Raw genomic sequence first — 22,336 nt, 5'->3', positions numbered from 1 at the left:
CTGCGGTTCGTCCGCTCGATCCCTGTTACCTGCCCTCCCAGGATCTTGGCGTGATATCGACGCCCCTGTTCCGCTTCCGCGGCCCGTACGGCGCCATCTGCAACGGTTTCATGAGAGGAGCGACCGGGTGACTTGCCGTCAGGGGCGGGAACTGCGCGACAAGCCACAACGCACCCGCAGCCGCCGCACGCGACCGAGCGCTACGGCGGCTAGGCCCCCTTGGCCGAAAGCGCAGCCACCAGCACAGGCGTGACCTGCTCCACCTGCCAAGCCCGCGCGCCATACCGGGCAAGCGCATCCTCCACGGCTTCCAGGCCGACCGGAGGCTCCCAGCAGATCCTGCGCACCGTGTCCGGAGCGATCAGATTCTCCTGCGGCATATTGAGCTGCTCGGCCAATGCCGACACCCCCGCCCGCGCAGCGGACAGTCGAGCCGCGGCGGCGGGGTCCTTGTCGGCCCAGGCGCGAGGCGGCGGCGGACCCGTCACCGGCTGGCCCGGCTGAGGCAGCGCAGCGTCCGGCAGGGCCTTGGCCCGGTCGACCGCCGCCTGCCACTGCTCCAGCTGTCGCCGCCCGACCCGGTGCCCGAACCCGTTCAACGTGGCCAGGGCGTGCGCATTGGGCGGCAAAGAGAGCGCGGCCTCGACGATGGCCGCGTCCGACAGCACCTTGCCCGGCGACACATCCCGTCGCTGGGCGATCCGGTCCCGCGTCTGCCACAGCTCCCGCACGACGGCCAGCTGCCGGCGCCGCCGCACCTTGTGCATGCCGGACGTACGGCGCCAGGGATCCTTGCGGGGCTCGGCGGGCGGAGCGGACGCGATCGCGTCGAACTCCTGGCGTGCCCAGTCCAGCTTGCCCTGCCGGTCCAGCTCCTTCTCCAGGGCGTCCCTGAGGTCCACGAGGAGCTCCACGTCCAGGGCGGCATAGCGCAGCCACGGCTCGGGCAGTGGACGGGTGGACCAGTCGACGGCGGAGTGCCCCTTCTCCAGGACGAAGCCGAGGACGCCCTCGACCATGGCGCCGAGGCCGACCCGGGGGAACCCGGCGAGCCGCCCGGCCAGCTCGGTGTCGAACAACGATGTCGGCACCATGCCTATCTCGCGCAGGCAGGGCAGGTCCTGGGTGGCGGCGTGCAGCACCCACTCGACGCCGGACAGCGCCTCGCCGAGACCGGACAGGTCGGGACAGGCGACGGGGTCGATCAGCGCGGTGCCGGCGCCGTCGCGGCGCAGCTGCACCAGATAGGCGCGCTGGCCGTAGCGGTAGCCGGAGGCGCGCTCGGCGTCGACGGCGACGGGGCCGGAGCCGGCGGCGAAGGCAGCGATCACCTCGGCGAGGGCGTTCTCGTCGGTGACCACCGGCGGAATGCCCTCGCGGGGTTCGAGAAGTGGCGTCGGCGCCTCCGTCACAGAAGATCCGGCGTCGTCCGGAGGGGTGCCTCCGGTGGTGCGCAGGGCACTGTCTGCTGCGGTCTCTTGGGCGTCGGTCACCTGTCAAGGGTATCCGTGTGTGGACAGCGCCCGTCGACGGAACGTTCCGTCGACGGGCGCCGGAGGGTCGTAAACCAGTCAGGCCGGTGAAACTCACGGTTCACATGAGTGAACCAGGGGCTCCGTCGCACAGCTCGGCGGCGGTGTCGGTCAGGGGCCGGGGCTCAAGGGCTTAGCGGTTCAGGGGATCAGGGGTTCAGGGGGGGATGGGGGATGGGGGATGGGGGACGGCGGGTTCAGGGGCGGGGGCTCAGTGGATGATTCCGGTGCGCAGGGCCACGGCGACCATTCCGGCCCGGTCGCCCGTGCCGAGCTTGCGCGCGATGCGGGCGAGGTGGCTCTTCACGGTCAGGGCGGACAGGCCCATCGAGACGCCGATGGCCTTGTTCGACTGGCCTTCCGCGACCAGTCGCAGCACCTCGACCTCGCGTCCGGACAGCTCGCGGTAGCCGCCCGGGTGGCTCGGGGCACCCGGGGGGCGGCGGTGCATCCGGGCGCCGGCGCCGAGGGGAGTGGCGCCGGGTCGGGTGGGGAGCCCGATGTTCGTCCGGGTGCCGGTGACGACGTAGCCCTTGACCCCGCCGGCCAGGGCGTTGCGGACGGCGCCGATGTCGTCGGCTGCGGAGAGCGCCAGCCCGTTGGGCCAGCCCGCGGCGCGGGTCTCGGACAGCAGGGTCAGGCCGGAGCCGTCGGGCAGGTGGACGTCGGCGACACAGATGTCGCGGGGGTTGCCGATGCGGGGACGAGCCTCCGCGACGGACGAGGCCTCGATGACGTCACGGACACCGAGCGCCCACAGATGGCGGGTGACGGTGGAACGGACGCGCGGGTCGGCCACGACCACCATGGCGGTCGGCTTGTTCGGGCGGTAGGCGACCAGGCTTGCGGGCTGCTCGAGGAGAACGGACACCAGGCCTCCTGGGGTGGGGGGACGGGGCCGGCTTGTGGGGATGAAGCCGGGACGAACCGTGCTTTGAAGGTCACAGTCGTCTTCGGCAGCAAACGCGTCCGCCTTTAGAGAATGATCACGATCTAGTGAGTAACAATCCGTGCAATTCGGACACGCGATCGATCATCCGAAGATCGAGTCGGTTCGGGCCGGTGCGATTCGAGTACAGAAAGTGGCCGTATCGACAAAGAGATGGTCAACAAGGGGTCGGTGAGGATTACGGAGCCCTGTGAGGAGTACGTCGATACGGCCGGGATCACGTCACCGGGACTGCGGACCCCTGCGCTGCGGCAGGGTCACCACCGAGGCGTCGCCCGGTCCGGCCGGGGGCAGCCCGCCGACCTGGGCCAGCAGATCGCACCACGAGGCCAGGTGGCCGGCGGTGTCCGGGACTCCGCCGAGGCCCTCGCGGGGCGTCCAGGAAGCCCGGATCTCGATCTGAGAGGCGGCGGGGCGCTCGGCCAGACCGCCGAAGTAGTGCGAACTGGCGCGCGTGACGGTGCCGCTCGGCTCGCCGTACGTCAGCCCACGCGACTGCAGCGCGCCGGTCAGCCACGACCAGCACACCTCCGGCAGCAGCGGATCGGCCGCCATCTCCGGCTCCAGCTCCGCGCGCACCAGCGTCACCAGCCGGAACGTGCCGTGCCAGGCATCGTGCCCGGCCGGGTCGTGGAGCAGCACCAGCCGCCCGTCGGCCAGCTCCTGCTCGCCGTCGACCACCACGGCCTCCACCGCGTACGCGTACGGCGCCAGCCGCTGCGGAGCCGGCGTCGGCTCCACCTCGACCTGCGGCCTCAGGCGCGCGGCCCGCAGCGCCTCCACCGCAGCCCGGAACGCCGGCGGCCCCGCCTTACCCGCATGCCCCTCCGCCTCCGCGTTCCCCTTCGCGTCGTCCATTTCGCCAGCGCCGTCCGACAGTCGTCCCTGAGCCGCAGCCATGCGGGGAAGAGTAAGGGGAACCGGGGCTTTGTGCAGGGCAAGACACCCCGCACCGCTGTTGCCGTGGCCACGTGCGTTCCGCTCACCGGCGTCGTGCGAGACTTGCCCCGTGACCGCCAACGACGCCTCCACGGGCCAGCAGCCGACAGCCACGTACGACAGCGCCTTCCTCAAGGCGTGCAGGCGCGAGCCCGTGCCGCACACCCCCGTGTGGTTCATGCGTCAGGCCGGCCGCTCGCTGCCCGAGTACCGCAAGGTGCGTGAGGGCATCCCCATGCTGGAGTCGTGCATGCGGCCCGAGCTGGTCACCGAGATCACGCTGCAGCCGGTGCGCCGCCACAACGTGGACGCGGCGATCTACTTCAGCGACATCGTCGTCCCGCTCAAGGCGATCGGTCTCGACCTCGACATCAAGCCCGGCGTCGGCCCGGTCGTCGAACAGCCGATCCGCACCCGCGCCGACCTCGCCCGGCTGCGCGACCTCACCCCCGAGGACGTCACCTACGTCACCGAGGCGATCGGCCTGCTCACCCGTGAGCTGGGCTCGACCCCGCTGATCGGTTTCGCGGGCGCGCCTTTCACCCTCGCGAGCTACCTGGTCGAGGGCGGTCCCTCGCGTACGTACGAGAACGCCAAGGCGATGATGTACGGCGACCCCGAGCTGTGGGCCGACCTGCTGGACCGCCTGGCCGACATCACGGCCGCCTTCCTGAAGGTGCAGATCGAGGCGGGCGCCTCGGCCGTCCAGCTCTTCGACTCCTGGGTCGGCGCGCTGGCCCCGGCCGACTACGTGAACTCCGTGATGCCCGCCTCGGCGAAGGTGTTCGACGCCGTCGCCGGGTACGGCGTCCCGCGTATCCACTTCGGTGTCGGCACCGGTGAGCTGCTGAAGCTCATGGGCGAGGCCGGTGCGGACGTCGTCGGCGTCGACTGGCGCGTCCCGCTGGACGAGGCCGTCCGCCGTGTCGGCCCCGGCAAGGCGCTGCAGGGCAACCTCGACCCGACCGTCCTGTTCACCGACAACGACACCGTCGAGGCCAGGGCCCGCGAGGTGCTGGACGCGGCCGCCGGTCTCGAGGGGCACGTCTTCAACCTGGGCCACGGCGTGCTGCCCAACACCGACCCGGACGCGCTGACCCGGCTCGTGGACTACGTCCACACGGCGAGCGCCCGCTGAGCGGACCCGCTCGGGGCCCCGCACGGAGGGGGCCCGCACCGCCGAGGGGTCCCGCTCGTAGGGGACCGGCTCACCACACCTGACGGGGCCGGGCCTGCCTGCCGAACAGCAGGCGGGGCGGCTCCGGTGGGGGCGGGGTGCCGGGCTTGAGCGGCCAGGCCAGCAGCATGCCCGTCACGAAGCCGACCACATGGGCCGCGTAGGCCACGGTTCCGGCGCCGGAGACGCCGTGCCCGGAGGAGTACACCGCCTGCAGGGCGAACCAGAAGCCCAGCACCAGCCAGGCGGGCAGCCTGAGCGGCAGGAAGACCAGGAACGGGACGAGGACCCACACCCGCGCCCTCGGATACAGCACCAGATAGGCGCCGAGGACTCCGGCGATCGCCCCGGACGCGCCGATCAGCGGGTCGCCGGAGGAGTCGTTGAGCAACGCGAAGCCGTAACCGGCCGCGTAGCCGCAGACGACGTAGAAGAGGAAGTAGCGGATGTGGCCCATCCGGTCCTCGACGTTGTTGCCGAAGATCAGCAGGAAGAGCATGTTGCCCAGCAGGTGCAGCCAGCTTCCGTGCAGGAACATCGCGGTGAACACGGACAGGGGCGGGGACTTGCGGTAGCGGGCCGGTCCCACCACACAGCCCGGGCCGTGCGCGCCCACGCCCACGTCGCCCGTCGGGACCAGCTGCGGCAACTGATGGTGGATCAACTCCCGGGGGACCGCCGCGTAGTGGTCCATGAAAGCCTGCAGATGGCACAGTTGCGCCAGATCGCTGCCGCCCGCCACGGAGCCGGCTATGCCGGGTGTGGTGAGGAAGACGAGGACGTTGGCGGCGATGAGCGCGTACGTCACGTACGGCGTGCGGCGTGCCGGGTTCACGTCATGGACGGGGATGACCACACAGAAGTAGTGCCCGCGATGCGGCGCGTGAATCGGTGAACGCGGTCGGGCGGGCTTGCGTATCTGTTCTCAACCGACGTGAGGACAGGCGATGGAAGCTCCGCAGGTTTCGGCGATGCATGCTCTGCCCGATGGTGAGGCCGAGCTGTCTTTGGTGGTACGGCTCCCCTGGGAGGACGTTGCGCGGCTCGGTCAGGAGGCCGGGCGGCTGGCCTCGCAGATGCAGCGCCCGGTGACGCTGGACGAGGCGGTGAGCTATCGGCTGCGGTCGACTCGGGCGTCCGCCTCACATGCGAAGCCTTCGGCCGAGCAGCCCGCGGCCGTGACGTCGGGTGCGGGTGTCACTTCATTGCCGCGGATCAGCAGCGGGACTGCCTAGGAGCGTTGCGGGGCGCGGGTGATCTGTTGCTGGTCGCGCGCCCACGCGGCGGAGCCGCATGTCGGCACGGCCCGCGCCCCTTAGCATGTCACCTTGCCCGTACTTTCGACGCAGCCTTTCTCGCCGCCACCAGAACCGGGTCCCATACCGGTGAGAACGGCGGGGCGTAGCCCAGGTCCAGGGCTGTCATCTGTTCCACCGTCATGCCCGCGGTGAGGGCCACCGCCGCGATGTCGACCCGCTTGGCCGCACCCTCTCTGCCGACGATCTGGACGCCGAGCAGGCGGCCGGTACGGCGTTCGGCGAGCATCTTGACCGTCATGGGAGAGGCGCCGGGGTAGTAGCCGGCACGGCTGGTCGACTCGATGGTGACGGCCTCGAACTGCAGGCCCACACGGTGGGCGTCCTTCTCGCGCAGGCCGGTGCGGGCGATCTCCAGGTCGCAGACCTTGCTGACGGCCGTGCCGACCACACCCGGGAACGTGGCGTAACCGCCGCCGACGTTGGTGCCGATGACCTGGCCGTGCTTGTTGGCGTGGGTGCCCAGCGGGACATACTGCCCCTGCCCGGAGACCAGGTTCAGCACCTCGACACAGTCGCCGCCCGCCCAGATCTCCTCGTGGCCGCGTACGCGCATCGCAAGGTCGGTGAGCAGGCCGCCGTGGGCGCCGAGCGGCAGTCCCGCCGCCCGGGCGAGCGTGGTCTCGGGGCGTACACCGATGCCGAGGACGACGACGTCCGCGGGGTACTCGGCGTCCTCCGTGGCCACCGCGCGTACCCGGCCGTCCTCGCCGGTGAGCAGCTTGGTGACCTCGGCGTTGTTCACCATGGTGATGCCGAGTCCCTCCATGGCCCGGTGCACCAGGCGGCCCATGTCCGGGTCGAGCGTGGACATCGGCTCGCTGCCGCGGTTGACGACGGTCACCTCGTAGCCGCGGTTGATCAGCGCCTCGGCCATCTCCACGCCGATGTATCCGGCGCCGACGACGACCGCGCGCCGGCCGCGCGTGTGGTCCAGCGAGTCCAGCAGGGCCTGGCCGTCGTCGAGTGTCTGCACGCCGTGCACGCCAGGGGCGTCCGCGCCGGGCATGTCCGGGCGGATCGGGCGGGCGCCGGTCCCGATCACGAGTTTGTCGTACGACACCCAGGACTCGTCCCCGGAATCGACGTCCCGCGCGCGTACCCGACGGCCCGCGACATCGATCTCCGTGACTTCCGTCCGCATCCGCAGGTCGATGTCCCGCGCGCGGTGCTCCTCCGGTGTGCGCGCGATCAGCCGGTCCCGCTCGGGCACGTCACCGCCGACCCAGTACGGGATCCCGCACGCCGAGAAGGAGGAGAAGTGGCCGCGCTCGAAGGCCACGATCTCCAGTTCGTCCGGCCCCCGCATCCGGCGCGCCTGCGACGCCGCGGACATCCCCGCGGCGTCGCCGCCGATCACGACCAGCCGTTCCCTGCCGCCCCGCCCGCTCCTCATGCTCATGCGAACACGCTACGGGGCGCGATCATTTCAGTCCTGGTCGGGCGTGCCTGAAGGGTCCGGCACCGGGCGTGCCTGGGGCAACGGAACGGCGGTCGGCGTCGCGGGTGCCGGCTGAGCGGGGCGCGGCAGGCGGGGGCGTACGAGGCGCAGCCACAGCAGCGTCAGCAGTGCCGCGAGCGCGGCGAACGGCAGGACCGCGCCGAGGGCCAGGGCGATCCAGCGCAGCATCGTGACGAACACGTGCCAGCCGCCCGACACGGCGTCCACGAAGCCCGGTGTGTCGTCCTCGGCGGCCTTCTTCTCGGGCGTCTCGGACAGGGCCAGGGTGATGGTCGCGAGGCTGGTGCGGTCCTTCAGGGACGCCTGCTGTGCGAGCAGCGCCTCCAGGTCCGCCTCCCGGCTGCTCAGCTCCCCTTCCAGGGTGACGACGTCGCTCAGCTTGGTCGCCTTGTCCATCAGTTCGCGGATCCGGGCCACGCTGGCCCGCTGCGACTTGATCCGGCTGTCCACGTCCACGACCTGGTCGGTGACGTCCTCCGCCTTCGCCGTGCGCTCGACCAGCTTGCCGGAGCCCTGCAGGTCGGCGAGGACCTCGTCGTACTTGTCGGTGGGCACGCGCAGCACGACCCGGGTCTGCTCGTGGCCCTCGGCGTCCCGGCTGGTGCTCTCCTTGCCGACGTAGCCGCCCGCGCTCTCGGCGGTCGTACGGGCCGCCTCCAGGGCCTTGGGCACGTCCTTGACCTCGACGGTCAGGGAGGCGGTGCGGATGATGGCGCTCGGGGTCAGCTTCGGCGCTCTCGGCGCCGACTTGGCGTCCTCCGCCCCGGCCTCGGCGGCGCCCGCGTGCGGTGCCGAGCGCCCCCCGGCGGACTTCGCGTCGCCCGAGTCGTCCGTGCCGCTGCACCCGGCGAGCGCGAGGGAGGCGGCGAGCAGGACCCCGGCCAGGACCTGGGCGGAACGTGCGGAGCGTGGTGTGCGCATGGGCGGTACCCCCGATGACGGTGACCTGTGACGCTCCTTCGACGCCGGTGCCGCCGGGAACGTTGGATCGCCCCGGTTCCGATGCGGTCACGGTCCGGACTCGTCCCGGACACCGGGCCTGGGGCGGGAGTGCCGGAGGGGTCTGAGAGAGTGGGGCCATGAGCACAACGGGTACGCGCGCGGGGCACGCCGTCGTCATCGGAGCCGGTATCGCCGGGCTGGCCGCCGCCCACCGGCTGCTGGAGCGCGGGCTGCGCGTGACCGTCCTCGAAGCCTCCGGCCGGGTCGGCGGCAAGCTGCTGCCGGGCGAGATCGCGGGCGTCCGGGTGGACCTGGGCGCCGAGTCGATGCTCGCCCGCCGCCCCGAGGCGGTGGCCCTGGCCCGTGAGGTGGGCCTCGCCGACCGGCTCCGGCCGCCGGCCACCGCGACCGCCTCGATCTGGACGCGCGGCGCCCTGCGCCCGATGCCCAAGGGCCATGTGATGGGCGTCCCCGGTACGGCGAACGCCCTGGCCGGTGTCCTCTCCGACGAGGGCCTGGCCCGTATCGGGCGCGACGCCGCCCTGCCCCGCACGGAGGTCGGCGACGACGTGGCGGTGGGGGAGTACGTGGCGCAGCGGCTCGGCCGCGAGGTCGTCGACCGCCTGGTCGAGCCCCTGCTGGGCGGGGTGTACGCGGGCGACGCGTACCGCATCTCGATGCGCTCGGCCGTCCCGCAGCTCTTCCAGGCCGCCCGCACCCACGACTCGCTCACGGCCGCCGTCCGCGACATCCAGGCCAAGGCCGCCGCCGGCCGGCAGACCGGGCCCGTGTTCATGGGCATCGCGGGCGGGGTGGGCCTGCTGCCGCTCGCTGTCGCCGAGGCGGTGCGGGCGCGCGGCGGCGAGATCCTGACCGGGACACCGGTGACGGAGCTGCGCCGGGCCGGGGCGGTGGACCCGGGCGCCTCGGACGGGTCGCGCGACGGCGTGGCCACGGGTGCGCACGAGGATGCCGGGGCGGCGCGGCCGGACGCCGCGTGGCGCGTCGTGGCCGGTGACCGCGTGCTGTACGCGGACGCCGTCGTCCTCGCCGTCCCCGCCCACACGGCCGCCGGCCTGCTGCGCGCCGAGGCCCCGGCCGCGGCCGCCGAGCTCGCCACCGTCGAGTACGCCTCCATGGCCCTGATCACCCTCGCCTACCGCCGTGCCGACCTCGCCCTCCCCGAGGGCAGCGGCTTCCTGGTCCCGCCCGTCGACGGCCGCACCATCAAGGCGTCGACCTTCGCCTCCCAGAAGTGGGGCTGGATCGCGGAGGAGGACCCGGACGTGGTGGTGTTGCGCACCTCCGTGGGCCGCCACGGCGAGACGGAGATCCTGCAGCGCGAGGACGCCGACCTGGTGGACGTCTCCCGGCACGACCTGCGCGAGGCGACCGGTCTGGACGCCGTGCCGCTGCAGACCCGGGTGACCCGCTGGACCGACGGCCTGCCCCAGTACCCGGTGGGCCACCACGCGCGCGTGGCCCGCATCCGCGAGCACGTCGCCAAGCTGCCGGGCCTCGCGGTGTGCGGCGCGCAGTACGACGGCGTCGGCATCCCCGCGTGCATCGCGAGCGCGTACGCGGCGGTGGACCAGCTCGGCGGCGATTCGGGCGGGGTCGAGGAGCTGACCGCCAACCCGGTGCAGAGCCTGCACGGCGGAGCGGGAGAATAGGGACCATGAGTGACGACGCCCCCACCACCGAGTCCGGCAGGATCCCGAACAAGGGCAAGCTGGCCAAGGACCTCAACGAGGTCATCCGCTACACCCTCTGGTCGGTCTTCAAGCTGAAGGACGTACTGCCCGAGGACCGCGCGGGTTACGCCGACGAGGTCCAGGAGCTGTTCGACCAGCTCGCCGCCAAGGACGTGACGATCCGCGGCACCTACGACGTCTCCGGCCTGCGTGCCGACGCGGACCTCATGATCTGGTGGCACGCCGAGACCAGCGACCAGCTGCAGGAGGCGTACAACCTCTTTCGCCGCACCAAGCTGGGCCGCGCCCTGGAGCCGGTCTGGTCGAACATGGCGCTGCACCGCCCCGCCGAGTTCAACCGCTCGCACATCCCGGCGTTCCTCGCCGACGAGACGCCCCGCAACTACGTGAGCGTCTACCCGTTCGTGCGCTCCTACGACTGGTACCTGCTGCCGGACGAGGACCGCCGCCGCATGCTCGCCGACCACGGCAAGATGGCCCGCGGCTACCCGGACGTGCGCGCCAACACGGTCGCCTCGTTCTCGCTCGGCGACTACGAGTGGATGCTCGCCTTCGAGGCCGACGAGCTGTACCGCATCGTCGACCTCATGCGCCACCTGCGTGGCTCCGAGGCCCGCATGCACGTCCGCGAAGAGGTTCCGTTCTTCACGGGACGCCGCAAGTCCGTGGCCGAGCTGGTCGCCGGGCTCGCCTAGGCGGCCTTGCCCTTCAGGGAGTCCCGCAGGGACTCCCCGGGGGCGTTGTCCGCGGGGGCCTCGGGCTGCGGCTCCGGGCGCGGCGCGCAGGCCGTGTGCCGCCCCGGGAGCCGGCCCTCCAGCAGGTAGGCGTCCAGGTGTGCGTTGACGCACTGGTTCGGGCCGCCCCCGATCCCGTGCGTGCCCGCGTCCCGTTCGGTCACCAGCACCGAGCCGGCCAGCCGCCGGTTCATCTCCAGCGCGCCCGCGTACGGTGTGGCCGCGTCCCGCTCGGCCGCCAGGATCAGCACCGGCGGCAGCTCACCGGGTCCGGTGCGCACGTCCAGCGGCTGCTGCCGGGGGGCCGGCCAGTAGGCGCACGGCAGGTTCATCCACGCGTTGTCCCAGGTCTCGAACGGCGCCACGCGCGCGAGCCGGGTGTTGTCCCGGTCCCACACCTTCCAGTCCGTCGGCCAGGCCGCGTCGTTGCACTCGACAGCCGTGTACACCGCGCTGCCGTTCTCGGCCTCGGCGGCCGTGTCCGGGCTCGGCGCCGCGAGCCGGACCAGCGGCTTCGCATCGCCCTTCAGATAGGCCGCCAGCGCGGCGGCCCGGCTCGGCCAGAAATCGTCGTAGTACCCGGCGCTGAGGAACACGTTCTGCAACTGCCCCGGCCCGACCTTCCCGTCCGCGGCCTTCGCGGCCAGCCGCCCGCGTGCGGTGTCGTAACTGCGCTGCACCTTCGCCGCCGTGTCGCCGAGCCGGTAGACGTCGTCGTGCCGGGCGATCCACTCACGGAAGTCGGTCCAGCGGTCCTCGAACGCGGCCGACTGGTCGAGGTTGTTGCGGTACCAGACCTTCGCCGGGTCCGGGTCCACCGCCGAGTCCAGCGCCATCCGCCGTACGTGCGAGGGGAACAGCGTCGCGTACACCGCGCCGAGGTAGGTGCCGTACGACGCTCCCATGAAGGTCAGCCGGTCCTCGCCCAGCGCCGCCCGCAGGACGTCCAGGTCACGGGCGTTGTTGAGCGAGTTGTAGAACCGCAGCCTGCCGCCCGACCGCCTGCCGCAGCCGCGCGCGTACGCCTTCGCCCGGTCGATGCGCTGTCGCTTGTACTGCTCCGAGGGATGGGTCGGCGACTGGGTGGGTCCCTTGAAGAAGTGCTTGGGGTCCACGCACGACAGCGGCGCCGAACGGTCCACCCCGCGCGGGGCGTAGCCGACCAGGTCGTAGGCGGCGGCGATCCGCTTCCACTCGGGGAACGTGCCGATCATCGGGAAGTACATGCCGGACGCGCCGGGGCCGCCAGGGTTGTAGACGAGGGCGCCCTGCCGGGGCACCTTCCGCTTGCTGTTGTGCGGGTCCTTGTGGGTGGCCCTCACCTGGCTGACGGTCAGCTTGATCTGCTCGCCGTAGGGGTGGGCGTAGTCCAGTGGCACGCTCACCGTGCCGCACTGCAGGGCGGCCGGCACGTGCAGTTCGGCGGCGCACGTGGCGAAGTCGACGCCGGCCGTACGGGCGCGCGCGGCGGCCACCGCGGCCCCGTGCAGCTCCGCCGCGCCGGGAACGGCGGGGGCGCCGCCCGCCGGGGCCGCGGCCAGGGTGGTCAGGAGCAAGGAACCGGCGGCCGAGTACAGGGCGGCAGCTCTCATCGCGTATCCCTTCCGTGCGCGGCGGCGATGGCACGGCTGCCACGGCCCCGGCGACGACAAAAGGGATGTTTCGTTCGGTCGTCGGCGAAGGCAAGCACCGCCCGGCGGGTGTCGCGGTCAATGCCCCCGATGCGCCCCCGGGTCCGGTCTCACTCCCGCCAGGGCTGGTCGCGGTGGGTGAAAGCCGCGCGCAGCTCGGGCTCGCCGATCGCGCGGACACCGCGTACGGCGACGGAGGTGAGGAAGGAGCGCTCGTCGCCGGCGCCGGCCGAACGCCGGGTCAGCGCCCCCAGCAGCCGTTGTCCGGCGGGGGAGGCCCAGCGTGAGTACGGATGCACCTCGACCCGGGCGATGGCCAGGCAGCTCAGGGTGAGGACGAGCGGCAGCGCGAACCACAGGGCGACCAGGAGGCGCGGCATGCCGGTCTGACCGGGCATCAGCAGCGCGGTCAGACCCAGTGCCAGGACGACCAGCGCGGCGGCACGCACTTGGCGCACTCCCGCCGCCACGGTCGTACGCGCGCCGTCGGGCACCGCGAGTCCCGCGCGCACCAGACCGTCGGCGAGCCGGCGTACGGCCTCCGCGCCGGCAGCCGCGGCGCGCACCGGTGCGATCCGGGACTGCCCCTCGGGCCCTATCGCCCCTATGACGGACTGCTCCATCTCGTCGTGGCCCCGCGGGTCCACCACCGTGGCCCACCCGGTGTGCGCGAGCAGCAGTCGCCGCTGCCGGGCCATGGACACCATGGTCACATCGGCGACACGCGCGGGGCCGCCGGACAGGAACGCCGCCTCGTACAGCGTCAGGGCGTGCCCGTGGTCCGCGACGGTGCCGTCCGTGTCGACGGCCGCCGCGTGTACGGCGGCCAGACACAGCCGGGTGCACGCGATGCCGGCCAACGCCCAGGCCAGGAGCAGCAGGAGGACCCAGAACATGACGTGTTTCTATGCCAGGGGCCTGGGAAACGCCATGCCCTGTTCACCATCCGGACCGAGTGTTGCCGGTACGTGACGTTCCGTTTCCCCTGCAGGTCAGGGGCTGTTCGCCGGAGGTGGGCCGGCGACGGCGGGCGGCAGGGAGTACGTCGTCGACGGCGAGGGTGCCACCGGCACCGCGGAGGCGGGGTCGACCGCCGGGGGAGTGGACACGGGGGAGGCGGACGCCGCGAGGTCCCGGGCAAGCGCCGAGAAGTCGACGTACCCGGTCGCCTCCAGGATCTTGATGTGGTCCAGCACGGTCGCGTTGGCGTCGTCGGCCAGGTCGCGGACCAGGGTGTTCTGGGTGCCGGCGCGGATCTGGGCGACCAGGGAGAAGACCCGGCCGTGCGCCAGGCGCAGGATGCTCGCGAACTTGCGGTCGAAGTCCTGGCCCTGTGCCGAGTACAGGGTGGCGAGCCACTGCCTCTGCTGCTCGTTGGGCTCGTTGGGCAGGGGTACGCCGAGCTGGGTGGCGACGGTGCGGACGTGTGCGTCGAGGGACGTATGGCCGTCGATCAGGTGCTGCCCGGCGTCGCGTACGGCCTGTGTGGTCCCCTTCCGCTCCGCCAGCTGTCCGGCGGGCAGCTCCCACAGGCCCGCGAGCCGGACCTTCGTGACGAGGTCCCGGTCCTGCGCGGACAGCGGGCCGTACGGGGTCGTCACGGTCTGTGCGCTGAGTGTGTTCGCGTCGGTCGTGCCCGATCGGTCGGCGTAGGACCAGATCGGAAAGAGCAGCGCAGCGGTTGTCGCCGCCAGGCCCGTGATGATGAGTCCTGTGCCGCTGAATATGCCTCGGCCCTTGATGGGGCGTCGCGGTCGCATGGTGCCTCCTGCTCCGCGCCCCGGGGGTTCGTGCGGCGGGGGCGGGCTTGGCATATTACTGCGGGGTTCGGGGTGACCTCGCACCGCGCCGTGGAGCTGCGTCACTGCCGGCCGCCTGGTCGCTGTGGGTGCCTGTCCGGCTGCGGGGCGTCCCCCGGGTGCGGGTGCGTTGCGGCTGGTCGCGCCCACGCGGCGGAGCCGCATATCGATACAGCCACGCGCCCCTGTGGAGTTGCAGCTCCATCGGCCGCATGGCGCCCGTGGCAACTCCACGTAGCCGCGAGCAGCCGTACCGCCGGGGCGATGAAGAGGGGCGAGCGGCGCCCCGGGAGCGCCGGGGAGCGGACCCACCCCCGGTCCGTGCCAGTGCCGTTCAGCGTCTTTGCAGCAGTACCTTCGCCCGCGCTGCCAACCCCGGGGACCGCGGCGCCGGACCCGCCCGGTCGAGCCACCACTCGCGCAGCTGACGCCGTACCCGCGCATCCTCCGGGCGCCCGACTTTCAGCAGATGCTCCGCGAAGTCCAGCGCGTCCCGTCGGTACCCCCCGCTCATCGGCCGCACCCGCGCGTACTCGAGGAACGTCCCCCGGTATCCCTCCCCGAGCAGCACGGGCAGCTCGGGCGCCACCTTGGCCACGACATCCGCCCGCTTCGCCGCGAGCGCTCGCGCCTGCACCCCCATCCGCACCCGGTCGAACCCCTCCGGCACCGGCGTCCCGGCCACCAGCGAGGACAGCACCGCGGCCTGGGCGACACCGAGCCGCTGCCGGGCCCCGGGCGGGGCCAGGACGGCGACGCCCCCATCCCCGACGGGCTTCGCCGCACCTCCGACGGGCTTCGCCGCACCTCCGACGGGCTTCGCCGCACCTCCGACGGGCTTCGCCGCGCCGCCGACCAGCGCGGTCGCCCGGCCGGCCGCCACGGCTCCCCGGATCGCCTCCAGCTCCCGCTCCAACTCGGCCGGCTCGGGGAAGTTCTCGTCCCGTTCCAACAGCACCCCGGGCGGCGCCACCCGGGACGCGAGGCCGGTCAGGATGTCGAGCACCGGACGCGGCACGGGGTGCGCGTGGCTGTCGTGCCAGACGCCGTCCCGCTCGAAGCCGCCCGCGACATGGACGTAGGCGATGGCCTCCAGGGGCAGCGCGGCGAGCGCCTCGGCCGGGTCCTCGCCCCGGTTGACGTGGTTGGTGTGCAGGTTGGCCACATCGATGAGCAGCCCTACCCCGGTCCGCTCGACCAGTTCGGCAAGGAACTGGCCCTCGGTCATCTCCTCGCCCGGCCAGGAGAACAGCGCGGCGATGTTCTCCAGGGCGAGCGGCACCGGTAGCGCGTCCTGTGCGATCCGCACGTTCTCGCAGAGCACGTCGAGCGCGTCCCGGGTGCGCGGCACGGGCAGCAGATGGCCCGCCTCCAGGTGCGGGGAGGCGGTGAGCGCGCCGCCCGCCCGCACGAACGCGATGTGCTCGGTGACCAGCGGCGCGCCGAGCGCCTCCGCCCGCTCGGCGAGCGCCCTCAGCCGGCCCTCGTCGGGCCGGTCCGCACCGCCGAGGCCGAGGGAGACGCCGTGCGGGATCACGGTCACCCCGCGCTCGCGCAGCGCGAGCAGCGAGTCCGGGAGGTGGCCGGGGCAGACGTTCTCCGCCACGACCTCCACCCAGTCGATGCCCGGCATGCGCTCCACGGCGTCCGCGATCTCCGGCCGCCAGCCGATTCCCGTCCCCAGTCGCCGCACCGCTCCACCCCCTCCTTCTCCGAGTGACGGGGGTATGGCCCCGGCGCGCGGCACCCAATCCCCGCGCCCGCGCCTTCAGAGCAACATTTGAGGTTCGCCGCGCCTCACCCCCGCACCGGCCACTCCTGCGGGACCCGGCCCAGCAGGCGCAACGCCTCCTCCAACGGCCCGGACCCCTCCGGCACCCCCAGCGCCGGGGCGAAGGCGAATCCCGGCCCGCGCCGGGCAGGATCGACGGGCACTCGCCGGGCCACGGCGAGCGCGGCGTCGAGCACGGGCTCCGGCAGCTCCACGGGCACCCCGAGGGCGGCGGCGACATCCCAGGCGTGCGCCACGTAGTCGATGAAGTGGAAGCTGATGGCCCGGCCGCCCGGGAAGCTCCCGCCCAGCTCCGGCAGTGCGAACTCGCGCTCGGCCGCGCCCGGTTCGGCGAAGGCCGCGAGTACGGCGGTGGCGGCCACCCGGTGCACCCCGGCGGGCTCCCGCATGTCCTCCGGCTCCCGCCAGTACGCCGCCTCGTGCCCCGCGCCCCGCGCAGCCGCCGCGAAGCCGAGGTGCTGCGCGGTCATGTGCGCCACGAGCTGCCGCAGGGTCCACCCCGCGCACGGGGTGCCCCGCTCCCAGTCCGACTCCTGCGCCAGTCCCACCACCCGTACGGCCTCGCGCACGGCGATGCGGTCGAGTTCCACGATGTCGCTCTCGGTGACGGTCATGCGGACGAGCATAAAACTGTGCGAACGATCGTGCTTGTTTTTAACGGCGTTCCACCGCAGTCCTCATCGGCTCCTTTCCTCAAGGGACTTCGGGAACCGGGACCTCTCCCACCGCCGCGTCCCGCAGCCGCCGCGCCATACCCACCCGGGCTCTGCGATAGGCGATCTCCTCGTCGTGCAGCACAGAGAGGGCGTTCGCCCTCTCCATCAACGCCTCCAGCTCGAAGGCAAGTTGGGCGACGTCCGTGTCGGCACGCAGCTCACCCGCTTCACGGCCTTCCTCGATCGTGCGCTCCACATGGGCCGACCAGTCGCGCTGCGCACGGACCGCCGCGTCGTGCACCGGGCCCGTCCGCGCGTCGAACTCGGCCATGACGCCGTAGAAGAAGCAGCCGCCAGGGAACACCCGACCCCGCGAGTACTCCAGCCACAACTCGCACAGCCGCCACAGCCGTCCGACGCCGGCCGGCACCTCGTCCGCGGGCCGGATCACTCGCTCGGTGAAGATCCGGGCCGCCTCCCGCACGGTGGCCAGCTGCAGTTCCTGCTTGGAGCCGAAGAGCGCAAACACCCCGCTCTTGCTCAGCTCCAGCTCGGTGGCCAGTCGGCCGACGGTCAGCGCCTCCAGCCCCTCGACCGAGGCGATCTCCACGGTCCGGCGCAGCACCAACTGCCGGGTTCGGTTGCCCCGTTCGACGCGCCCGTCGAGCCGAGTCACCCGGCGCCCCCTACCGCAGCGCGGGGTGGTCGGCGACCACCGTGCAGGAGCCCGGCGCGATCTCCGTGAAGCCGGCGTCCCGCACCAACGGCAGCCCGCTGCCGGTCAGTCGGCCCCACTCGGCGGGATCGGCGGTGCGGACGGCCAACGGGAACCCGGCCTCCCGCCACGCGGTCCGCTCCTCGTCGGACAGCGCCCACCAGGCCAGCTGGGCGCCGTGCCCCGCCTGGGCCATCGTCTTCCCGGCCGACATCTCCAGGTCCGGGTTCAGCCACAGCACCGGCTGGCCGCGATCGGCCCCGACGGGCGGCTCCGGATCGTCCAGCTCCGTTCCCGACACCTGCAGCTTCGCCAGATCCTTCGGCCAGCCGTCCAGCGGAACCGGCGGGAAGACCCGCACCTCCGCGGACTTGCCGTTCACCGTGATCCCGGGCAGCGCCTCGGCCCGCCGCCACTCGGACCCCCGGGCCCGCCGCACGACCTTCCGGATCCGTGCGTCCTCCCAGTCCCGCACGGCCTGAGCCCACTCCCCGTCCCCGACGGCCCGCTCGTCACTCAGCAGCAGAAGCACGGCCCGAGCGGCCGTCTCCAGCGCATCGGTACGGGCAGGAGGAGCACTCCGCTCGATGCGGACGACAAGAGGCAGTACGTACTGCCGTGCCTCGTCACGAGGATTGGGCTCGGTGTGGAAAGGACTGTCACCGGGGGGCGACGAAACTTGGCTCACACCACCCAACCCTAAGGGGCGTGGGGAACTGCGCGACCAGCCCAGACGTCTCGAAGATCGGACTCAAGATCAGCCCCTACGGCGAGACCGGACAAAATCTCCCCATGCAATGTGATCTCCGGCTGACCGGCGTCGGCCGCCGGTACGGCATCCGCGGCCCGTGGGTACTACGCGGCGTCGACTTAGTGGTGGCGCCAGGCACGCTCACCCGCATCGAAGGAGCGAACGGCACCGGAAAATCCACCCTCCTCCGTCTCATCGCCCGCCTGGACGCCCCGACCGAAGGCCGCGTCACCGGCCGTCCACGCACGGCGTACGTCCCGGAGCGCTTCCCCGCGGCCCTGCCCTTCACCGCGTCCGGCTACCTGACCCACCTCGGCACCATCCACGGCCTCTCCCGGAAGACCGCCGCGAACGCCGCACACAGCTGGTTGGAGCGGTTCGGCGCCGCGGCCTACGCGGGTACCCCCATGTCCCGCCTCTCCAAGGGCAGCAGCCAGAAGGTCGCCGTCGCGCAGGCCCTCCTCGCCGACCCGGAGCTGATGGTGCTGGACGAGGCGTGGACCGGGCTGGACACGGCCGCGCGGGCCGAGCTGGAGCGGGCGGTGGCCGAGCGGACCGCGGCCGGCGGTGCCGTCGTCTTCGTCGATCACGACCCGCGCCGCCTGGCCGGGGCGCCCGACGCGACGTACACCGTCGTGGACGGTGGCATCAAGCTCGGTGCGGACGGCGGGAGTTCGCCGCCGGCCGGGCCGCTCACCCGCGTCACCGTGCAGGGGCCGCCGGGGGCGCAGCTGCCACCCGACGCGGTGCGGACAGTCACCTCGGTGGAGGAGACGGCCCCCGGCGTCCACCGCCTCGCCGTCCCGGCCTCCCATTCGGATGTTCTCCTGCGCGCCCTGCTGACGGCCCGCCCGCCCTGGCACGTGGTGAGTGTCGAGTCGGACGGCACCACCCCACTCGAACCCGGAAGCCGCCCATGACCGCTCTCCTGCGCTATCAGGCCGACCTGCTGCTGCGCTCGCAGCGCTGGCTGCCGCCGGTGATCCTCTACGTCGCTTTTCTCGGGGTCGGCGTGCAGAGCGGTCAGCCGGTGCTCGACTCGCTCGGCTACGCGGCCGCCGGTCTGCTGCCGGTGGCCGCCTGGCTGGTGCGGATCTGTGTCACGGGCGAGCCGGACACCGCCCGTGCCTGCGTCGCCGCGGCGCGTGGCCCCGCCCTCGCCCACCTGGCCTGCCTGCTGACGGCGCTGCTCGCCTCGGTGGCGCTCGGGGTGGTGGCGACCCTGGTCATGACGCTGATCAGCGATCCGGCGAGCAACGGCCACCGGACCCGTGTCCCGCTGCTCGGGGCCGGCCTGGCCGGGCTCCTGGCCGCCCTGGTCTGCGCCCTGCTGGGCGCTGCCGTCGGCGCGCTCACCAACCGGCCGGTGCTGCACTCCACCGGCCGCGCGGTGCCCGCGATGCTGCTGGCCACGCTGCTGTCGGTGGTGCTCGCGGGCTCCCCGGCCCAGGCCGCGGTCAGCGGTCTGGTGACCGGTTCGCAGTCCGGCCGCGTCCCGGTGCCGCTGCTGCCCCTGGCCGGGGCAGCCCTCGTGACCGCCGCGGCCTTCGCTGCGGCCTGCGCGCTCACCGCCCGCCGGTCACCATGAACAGGCGGTGCGCTGCGCCTCCTGCCTCCCCCACTCTCGGCTCCGCTCGAGCGGGGGGATCCCCATGCGCACGGGGCACAGCGTGATGCCCTTGTACGACTCCGGGTACTCCGTCGGCTCCCGGCACAGCACACACTCCGCCGACGGCGGCCCGTCGGCCTTCAGGGACCGAGCCGCGTCGGTGACCGTGCAGTAGTCGTCGTCGCTCATGCCCTCAGCGCAGGACGGTCACCGGTGTCCGTTCGTCTCGCCGATCAGCTCGGAGACCTTGACGAACCGGTAGCCCTGCTTGCGCAGTTGCGGCACGACCGTGCGGACGACCCGCTCGGTTGTCGGGGCGGCGCTGCGGGTGCAGTGCATGACGACCACCGACCCGGGCTTCACCCCGTCCAGCACGTCCCGGACGACCGCGTCGGCGTCCGTGGCGAACGCGTCACCGCTCACCACGTCCCACTGCACCGCGGTGACCCCGACCCCGCTGAGCGCGCGCAGCACCTGACGGTCGTAACAGCCGCCGGGGAAACGGAAGTACGGCAGCGGGTGGGGCACGCCAGCCTTGCGGATGGCGGCGTACGCCCGCTCGACGTCCGACTTCATCCGGTCCGCGCCGATGGTCGGCAGGCCATAGCAGTCGTCGGTGAACGCGTAGTGGCTGTAGGAGTGGTTGGCGACTTCGAACTGCGGGTCGTGGCCGAGGGATCGGGCCTGGGCCGGGTACTGCTCAGCCCACCGCCCGGTCATGAAGATGGTCGCCGGCACCTTCAGCGTGCGCAGGGTGCCGATCAGGTCCGGGTTGTCGAAGTGCTCGCCGGAGGCGGCACGGGGCCCCTGGTCGGCGGTCATGTCGGCGTCGAAGGTCAGCGCGACGGTCTTGCCCAGGGTGCGGGGCCCGTGCTCGAACACCGGCGTCAGACCGCCCGGCCCCGGAGCGAGCACGGGCGGCCGCGAGGCGGACGGGGAGGCAGCCGGCTTGGCGTGGGCCGGCCGTGCGGGGCCGGGGGTGCCCGCGGTACCGCAGGCGGCGAGGGCCGCGCCCAGGGCGCAGACGGCGGTGACACTGCGTGCTACTGAAATCACAGTATGAAAATAGTACTAATCGACCGGCTCTGCGGTCCTATGCACCCATGCGTGGCAGTTACCGACGCCCACGCAGGTGGCGGCGGGCTGCTAGCGGCCGTACCTCCCGGTCAGGGTGCCCGTCGCCAGGGTGTGGCCGGACAAGGCCCGGAGGAGGTCGGTGGGGGTGGCGTCGGGGGCGAGGTCCGGCCGGCGGTCGACGGCGTACACCGTGAGGACGTAGTGGTGCGGGCCGTCGCCGCGGGGCGGGCAGGGGCCGCCGTAGCCCGTCTTCCCGAAGCCGTTGCGGCCCTCGACCGCTCCCTGCGGGCGCTCGCCGGCCGTGAGATGCGTGGTGTGCGGGTCGATGTCCCACACCAGCCAGTGCGTGAAGGTGCCGCGCGGGGCGTCGGGGTCCTGGAGCAGAAAGGCCAGGGAGGCGGTCTGCGGGGGTACGCCGGTGACGGCGAGCGGGGGTGAGACGTTCTCGCCGTCGCAGGCGTAGCGGCTCGGGACCGTGGCGGCGTCGGCGTACGCGGGGCTCGTGACCGTGAGCCTCACGGTGGTGGTGGGGGAGGGGGCCGAGGACGAGCCGCCCCCGTCCGCGCATCCCGGTACGACGGCCATCGCGGCCATGGCGATCACCCAACCTTTGCGCATGTCCGGCACGCTAGCCGGAGGGTGGTCCTCCGTTCTCGTGCGGCGCGAGCTGTTGCTGACCTAGCTCCTGCTGCTGACCTAGTTCCTGTTGCTGGCCTCTCTCCTGTTGGTGGCCTCTCTCCAGGAAGTGCAGCAGCTCCACCGGGATCGGCAGGACCAGCGTGGAGTTCTTCTCGGCCGCCACCGCCATCACCGTCTGCAGCAGCCGCAACTGGAGCGCAGTCGGTGTGTCGGCCATCTGCTGGGCGGCCTCGGCGAGCTTCTTCGAGGCCTGCAGTTCGGCGTCGGCGTTGATGATCCGGGCCCGGCGCTCCCGGTCGGCCTCGGCCTGGCGGGCCATGGACCGCTTCATCGCGTCCGGCAGGGACACGTCCTTGATCTCCACCCGGTCGACCTGGATGCCCCAGCCGACGGCCGGACTGTCGATCATCAGCTCCAGCCCCTGGTTGAGCTTCTCCCGGTTGGACAGCAGGTCGTCCAGGTCGCTCTTGCCGATGATCGAGCGCAGCGAGGTCTGTGCCATCTGGGAGACCGCGAACTTGTAGTCCTCGACCTTCACCAGCGCGCTCACCGAGTCGACCACCCGGAAGTAGACGACCGCGTCCACGCGCACCGTGACGTTGTCGCGGGTGATGCCCTCCTGGGCCGGGATCGGCATGGTCACGATCTGCATGTTCACCTTGTGCAGCCGGTCCACGAACGGGATCACCAGGTTCAGGCCCGGTTCGCGCACTTCACTCGTGACCCGCCCGAGGCGGAAGAGCACCCCCTGCTCGTACTGCTTGACGACCCGTGCCGCCATCGCGAAGTACACGACCCCGACGGAACCCAGCGCCGCAAGCGCCCCCAGCAGTTCCTGGAGCATGGTGACCTCCTCAGGGAGAGGCCTTGCTTTGTGTCCGCTGCTGTAACGATAGTTCCG

23 protein-coding genes and 1 pseudogene are annotated in these 22,336 nt (G+C 72.5%); 7 read left to right on the top strand and 17 right to left on the bottom strand.

Going from position 1 to position 22,336, the window contains the following annotated elements; translation table 11 throughout:
- Positions 1-26: 26 nt before the first annotated feature.
- Positions 27-131: pseudogene (locus tag ACIF83_RS12030) on the top strand (carbohydrate ABC transporter permease); the annotation flags it as partial.
- A 78-nt stretch (positions 132-209) separates the two neighbouring features.
- Here ACIF83_RS12030 and ACIF83_RS12025 read toward each other — a convergent pair.
- From ACIF83_RS12025 to ACIF83_RS12015, 3 genes are all read right to left on the bottom strand, one after another.
- A complete protein-coding gene (locus ACIF83_RS12025; protein WP_399725954.1) occupies positions 210-1,493 on the bottom strand; it encodes a ribonuclease D in 1,284 nt (427 codons plus the stop codon).
- A gap of 250 nt (positions 1,494-1,743) precedes the next feature.
- Positions 1,744-2,403, bottom strand: a complete 660-nt coding sequence (locus ACIF83_RS12020) for a LuxR C-terminal-related transcriptional regulator (protein ID WP_393473622.1) — start codon at positions 2,401-2,403, stop codon at positions 1,744-1,746.
- A 300-nt stretch (positions 2,404-2,703) separates the two neighbouring features.
- Positions 2,704-3,339: a DUF3000 domain-containing protein gene (locus tag ACIF83_RS12015; RefSeq protein WP_399725951.1), complete on the bottom strand. Its 636-nt coding sequence runs from the start codon at positions 3,337-3,339 to the stop codon at positions 2,704-2,706.
- Positions 3,340-3,490: 151 nt separating this feature from the next.
- On the opposite strand from ACIF83_RS12015, the gene hemE reads away from it, so the two are divergent.
- Positions 3,491-4,558, top strand: coding sequence for a uroporphyrinogen decarboxylase (hemE, locus tag ACIF83_RS12010; protein ID WP_398138457.1), 1,068 nt, complete (start codon positions 3,491-3,493; stop codon positions 4,556-4,558).
- Between the two features lie 70 nt (positions 4,559-4,628).
- Here the strand turns inward: hemE and ACIF83_RS12005 are convergent, their stop codons facing one another.
- Positions 4,629-5,453: a rhomboid family intramembrane serine protease gene (locus ACIF83_RS12005; protein ID WP_399725948.1), complete on the bottom strand. Its 825-nt coding sequence runs from the start codon at positions 5,451-5,453 to the stop codon at positions 4,629-4,631.
- A gap of 115 nt (positions 5,454-5,568) precedes the next feature.
- Here ACIF83_RS12005 and ACIF83_RS12000 point away from each other — a divergent pair, with 115 nt between their 5' ends.
- Complete coding sequence (locus ACIF83_RS12000; RefSeq protein WP_393474099.1) at positions 5,569-5,832, top strand: hypothetical protein; 264 nt, start codon at positions 5,569-5,571, stop codon at positions 5,830-5,832.
- 88 nt (positions 5,833-5,920) lie between these two features.
- Here the strand turns inward: ACIF83_RS12000 and ACIF83_RS11995 are convergent, their stop codons facing one another.
- Together ACIF83_RS11995 and ACIF83_RS11990 are read right to left on the bottom strand one after the other, a co-directional pair.
- Positions 5,921-7,315, bottom strand: coding sequence for an FAD-dependent oxidoreductase (locus tag ACIF83_RS11995; protein WP_399725945.1), 1,395 nt, complete (start codon positions 7,313-7,315; stop codon positions 5,921-5,923).
- Between the two features lie 27 nt (positions 7,316-7,342).
- Positions 7,343-8,296 (bottom strand): DUF4349 domain-containing protein, encoded by a 954-nt coding sequence (locus tag ACIF83_RS11990; protein ID WP_399725942.1) that lies wholly within the window; start codon positions 8,294-8,296, stop codon positions 7,343-7,345.
- A 158-nt stretch (positions 8,297-8,454) separates the two neighbouring features.
- Here ACIF83_RS11990 and hemG point away from each other — a divergent pair, with 158 nt between their 5' ends.
- Positions 8,455-9,990 carry a protoporphyrinogen oxidase gene (hemG, locus tag ACIF83_RS11985; RefSeq protein WP_399725939.1) on the top strand — a complete coding sequence of 512 codons (1,536 nt, stop codon included), beginning with the start codon at positions 8,455-8,457 and terminating at the stop codon, positions 9,988-9,990.
- A gap of 5 nt (positions 9,991-9,995) precedes the next feature.
- Positions 9,996-10,727 (top strand): hydrogen peroxide-dependent heme synthase, encoded by a 732-nt coding sequence (hemQ, locus tag ACIF83_RS11980; RefSeq protein ID WP_351234387.1) that lies wholly within the window; start codon positions 9,996-9,998, stop codon positions 10,725-10,727.
- On the opposite strand, the gene ACIF83_RS11975 is transcribed toward hemQ, so the two are convergent.
- The 7 genes from ACIF83_RS11975 to ACIF83_RS11945 all read right to left on the bottom strand — a co-directional run bounded on the left by ACIF83_RS11975 (position 10,724) and on the right by ACIF83_RS11945 (position 18,047).
- Positions 10,724-12,358 carry an alpha/beta hydrolase gene (locus ACIF83_RS11975; RefSeq protein WP_399725936.1) on the bottom strand — a complete coding sequence of 545 codons (1,635 nt, stop codon included), beginning with the start codon at positions 12,356-12,358 and terminating at the stop codon, positions 10,724-10,726. The genes hemQ and ACIF83_RS11975 overlap by 4 nt on opposite strands.
- Before the next feature lie 149 nt (positions 12,359-12,507).
- Positions 12,508-13,293: a TIGR04222 domain-containing membrane protein gene (locus ACIF83_RS11970; RefSeq protein WP_393473598.1), complete on the bottom strand. Its 786-nt coding sequence runs from the start codon at positions 13,291-13,293 to the stop codon at positions 12,508-12,510.
- 96 nt (positions 13,294-13,389) lie between these two features.
- On the bottom strand, positions 13,390-14,157 hold the full coding sequence (locus ACIF83_RS11965) for a DUF4142 domain-containing protein (RefSeq protein ID WP_399725933.1): 768 nt from the start codon (positions 14,155-14,157) through the stop codon (positions 13,390-13,392).
- 373 nt (positions 14,158-14,530) lie between these two features.
- Positions 14,531-15,889: a DUF692 family multinuclear iron-containing protein gene (locus ACIF83_RS11960; RefSeq protein WP_399725930.1), complete on the bottom strand. Its 1,359-nt coding sequence runs from the start codon at positions 15,887-15,889 to the stop codon at positions 14,531-14,533.
- Between the two features lie 104 nt (positions 15,890-15,993).
- The gene (locus ACIF83_RS11955; protein ID WP_399725927.1) at positions 15,994-16,602 is read right to left on the bottom strand and encodes a TIGR03086 family metal-binding protein; all 609 of its coding nucleotides are present in this window, start codon (positions 16,600-16,602) and stop codon (positions 15,994-15,996) included.
- A gap of 79 nt (positions 16,603-16,681) precedes the next feature.
- Positions 16,682-17,320: a TetR/AcrR family transcriptional regulator gene (locus ACIF83_RS11950; protein ID WP_393473586.1), complete on the bottom strand. Its 639-nt coding sequence runs from the start codon at positions 17,318-17,320 to the stop codon at positions 16,682-16,684.
- 10 nt (positions 17,321-17,330) lie between these two features.
- Positions 17,331-18,047, bottom strand: a complete 717-nt coding sequence (locus ACIF83_RS11945) for an aminoacyl-tRNA hydrolase (protein ID WP_399725924.1) — start codon at positions 18,045-18,047, stop codon at positions 17,331-17,333.
- A gap of 104 nt (positions 18,048-18,151) precedes the next feature.
- On the opposite strand from ACIF83_RS11945, the gene ACIF83_RS11940 reads away from it, so the two are divergent.
- Both ACIF83_RS11940 and ACIF83_RS11935 read left to right on the top strand, forming a co-directional pair.
- Positions 18,152-19,030, top strand: coding sequence for an ATP-binding cassette domain-containing protein (locus tag ACIF83_RS11940; protein ID WP_399725921.1), 879 nt, complete (start codon positions 18,152-18,154; stop codon positions 19,028-19,030).
- Entirely contained in the window at positions 19,027-19,698 is a 672-nt protein-coding gene (locus ACIF83_RS11935; protein WP_399725919.1) for an ABC transporter, read from the top strand. The genes ACIF83_RS11940 and ACIF83_RS11935 overlap by 4 nt, the downstream gene beginning before the upstream one ends.
- Here the strand turns inward: ACIF83_RS11935 and ACIF83_RS11930 are convergent.
- The 4 genes from ACIF83_RS11930 to ACIF83_RS11915 form a co-directional block, all read right to left on the bottom strand.
- Complete coding sequence (locus ACIF83_RS11930) at positions 19,690-19,908, bottom strand: hypothetical protein (RefSeq protein WP_399725916.1); 219 nt, start codon at positions 19,906-19,908, stop codon at positions 19,690-19,692. The genes ACIF83_RS11935 and ACIF83_RS11930 overlap by 9 nt on opposite strands.
- An 18-nt stretch (positions 19,909-19,926) precedes the next feature.
- Positions 19,927-20,775, bottom strand: a complete 849-nt coding sequence (locus ACIF83_RS11925) for a polysaccharide deacetylase family protein (protein WP_393473574.1) — start codon at positions 20,773-20,775, stop codon at positions 19,927-19,929.
- A gap of 90 nt (positions 20,776-20,865) precedes the next feature.
- Positions 20,866-21,414, bottom strand: a complete 549-nt coding sequence (locus tag ACIF83_RS11920; RefSeq protein WP_399725912.1) for a YbhB/YbcL family Raf kinase inhibitor-like protein — start codon at positions 21,412-21,414, stop codon at positions 20,866-20,868.
- Positions 21,415-21,424: 10 nt separating this feature from the next.
- Entirely contained in the window at positions 21,425-22,279 is an 855-nt protein-coding gene (locus ACIF83_RS11915; protein WP_393473569.1) for a slipin family protein, read from the bottom strand.
- Positions 22,280-22,336: the final 57 nt, after the last annotated feature.

The sequence above is a fragment of the Streptomyces sp. NPDC085866 genome (assembly GCF_044541035.1).
In the GTDB taxonomy this organism is placed as follows: Bacteria; Actinomycetota; Actinomycetes; order Streptomycetales; family Streptomycetaceae; genus Streptomyces.
This window is presented reverse-complemented; position numbering and strand designations above follow the sequence as displayed.

Excerpts from the sequence above, each read along its gene's own strand:
- ACIF83_RS11975 (WP_399725936.1), bottom strand. The coding sequence starts at position 12,358 with ATGAGAGCTGCCGCCCTGTACTCGGCCGCCGGTTCCTTGCTCCTGACC.
- ACIF83_RS12000 (WP_393474099.1), top strand. The coding sequence starts at position 5,569 with ATGCATGCTCTGCCCGATGGTGAGGCCGAGCTGTCTTTGGTGGTACGG.
- ACIF83_RS11935 (WP_399725919.1), top strand. The coding sequence starts at position 19,027 with ATGACCGCTCTCCTGCGCTATCAGGCCGACCTGCTGCTGCGCTCGCAG.
- ACIF83_RS11955 (WP_399725927.1), bottom strand. The coding sequence starts at position 16,602 with ATGACCGTCACCGAGAGCGACATCGTGGAACTCGACCGCATCGCCGTG.
- ACIF83_RS11970 (WP_393473598.1), bottom strand. The coding sequence starts at position 13,293 with ATGTTCTGGGTCCTCCTGCTGCTCCTGGCCTGGGCGTTGGCCGGCATC.
- ACIF83_RS11920 (WP_399725912.1), bottom strand. The coding sequence starts at position 21,414 with ATGCGCAAAGGTTGGGTGATCGCCATGGCCGCGATGGCCGTCGTACCG.
- ACIF83_RS11965 (WP_399725933.1), bottom strand. The coding sequence starts at position 14,157 with ATGCGACCGCGACGCCCCATCAAGGGCCGAGGCATATTCAGCGGCACA.
- ACIF83_RS11930 (WP_399725916.1), bottom strand. The coding sequence starts at position 19,908 with ATGAGCGACGACGACTACTGCACGGTCACCGACGCGGCTCGGTCCCTG.
- ACIF83_RS11915 (WP_393473569.1), bottom strand. The coding sequence starts at position 22,279 with ATGCTCCAGGAACTGCTGGGGGCGCTTGCGGCGCTGGGTTCCGTCGGG.
- ACIF83_RS11990 (WP_399725942.1), bottom strand. The coding sequence starts at position 8,296 with ATGCGCACACCACGCTCCGCACGTTCCGCCCAGGTCCTGGCCGGGGTC.
- hemG (WP_399725939.1), top strand. The coding sequence starts at position 8,455 with ATGAGCACAACGGGTACGCGCGCGGGGCACGCCGTCGTCATCGGAGCC.
- ACIF83_RS11940 (WP_399725921.1), top strand. The coding sequence starts at position 18,152 with ATGCAATGTGATCTCCGGCTGACCGGCGTCGGCCGCCGGTACGGCATC.
- hemQ (WP_351234387.1), top strand. The coding sequence starts at position 9,996 with ATGAGTGACGACGCCCCCACCACCGAGTCCGGCAGGATCCCGAACAAG.
- ACIF83_RS11995 (WP_399725945.1), bottom strand. The coding sequence starts at position 7,315 with ATGAGCATGAGGAGCGGGCGGGGCGGCAGGGAACGGCTGGTCGTGATC.
- ACIF83_RS12015 (WP_399725951.1), bottom strand. The coding sequence starts at position 3,339 with ATGGACGACGCGAAGGGGAACGCGGAGGCGGAGGGGCATGCGGGTAAG.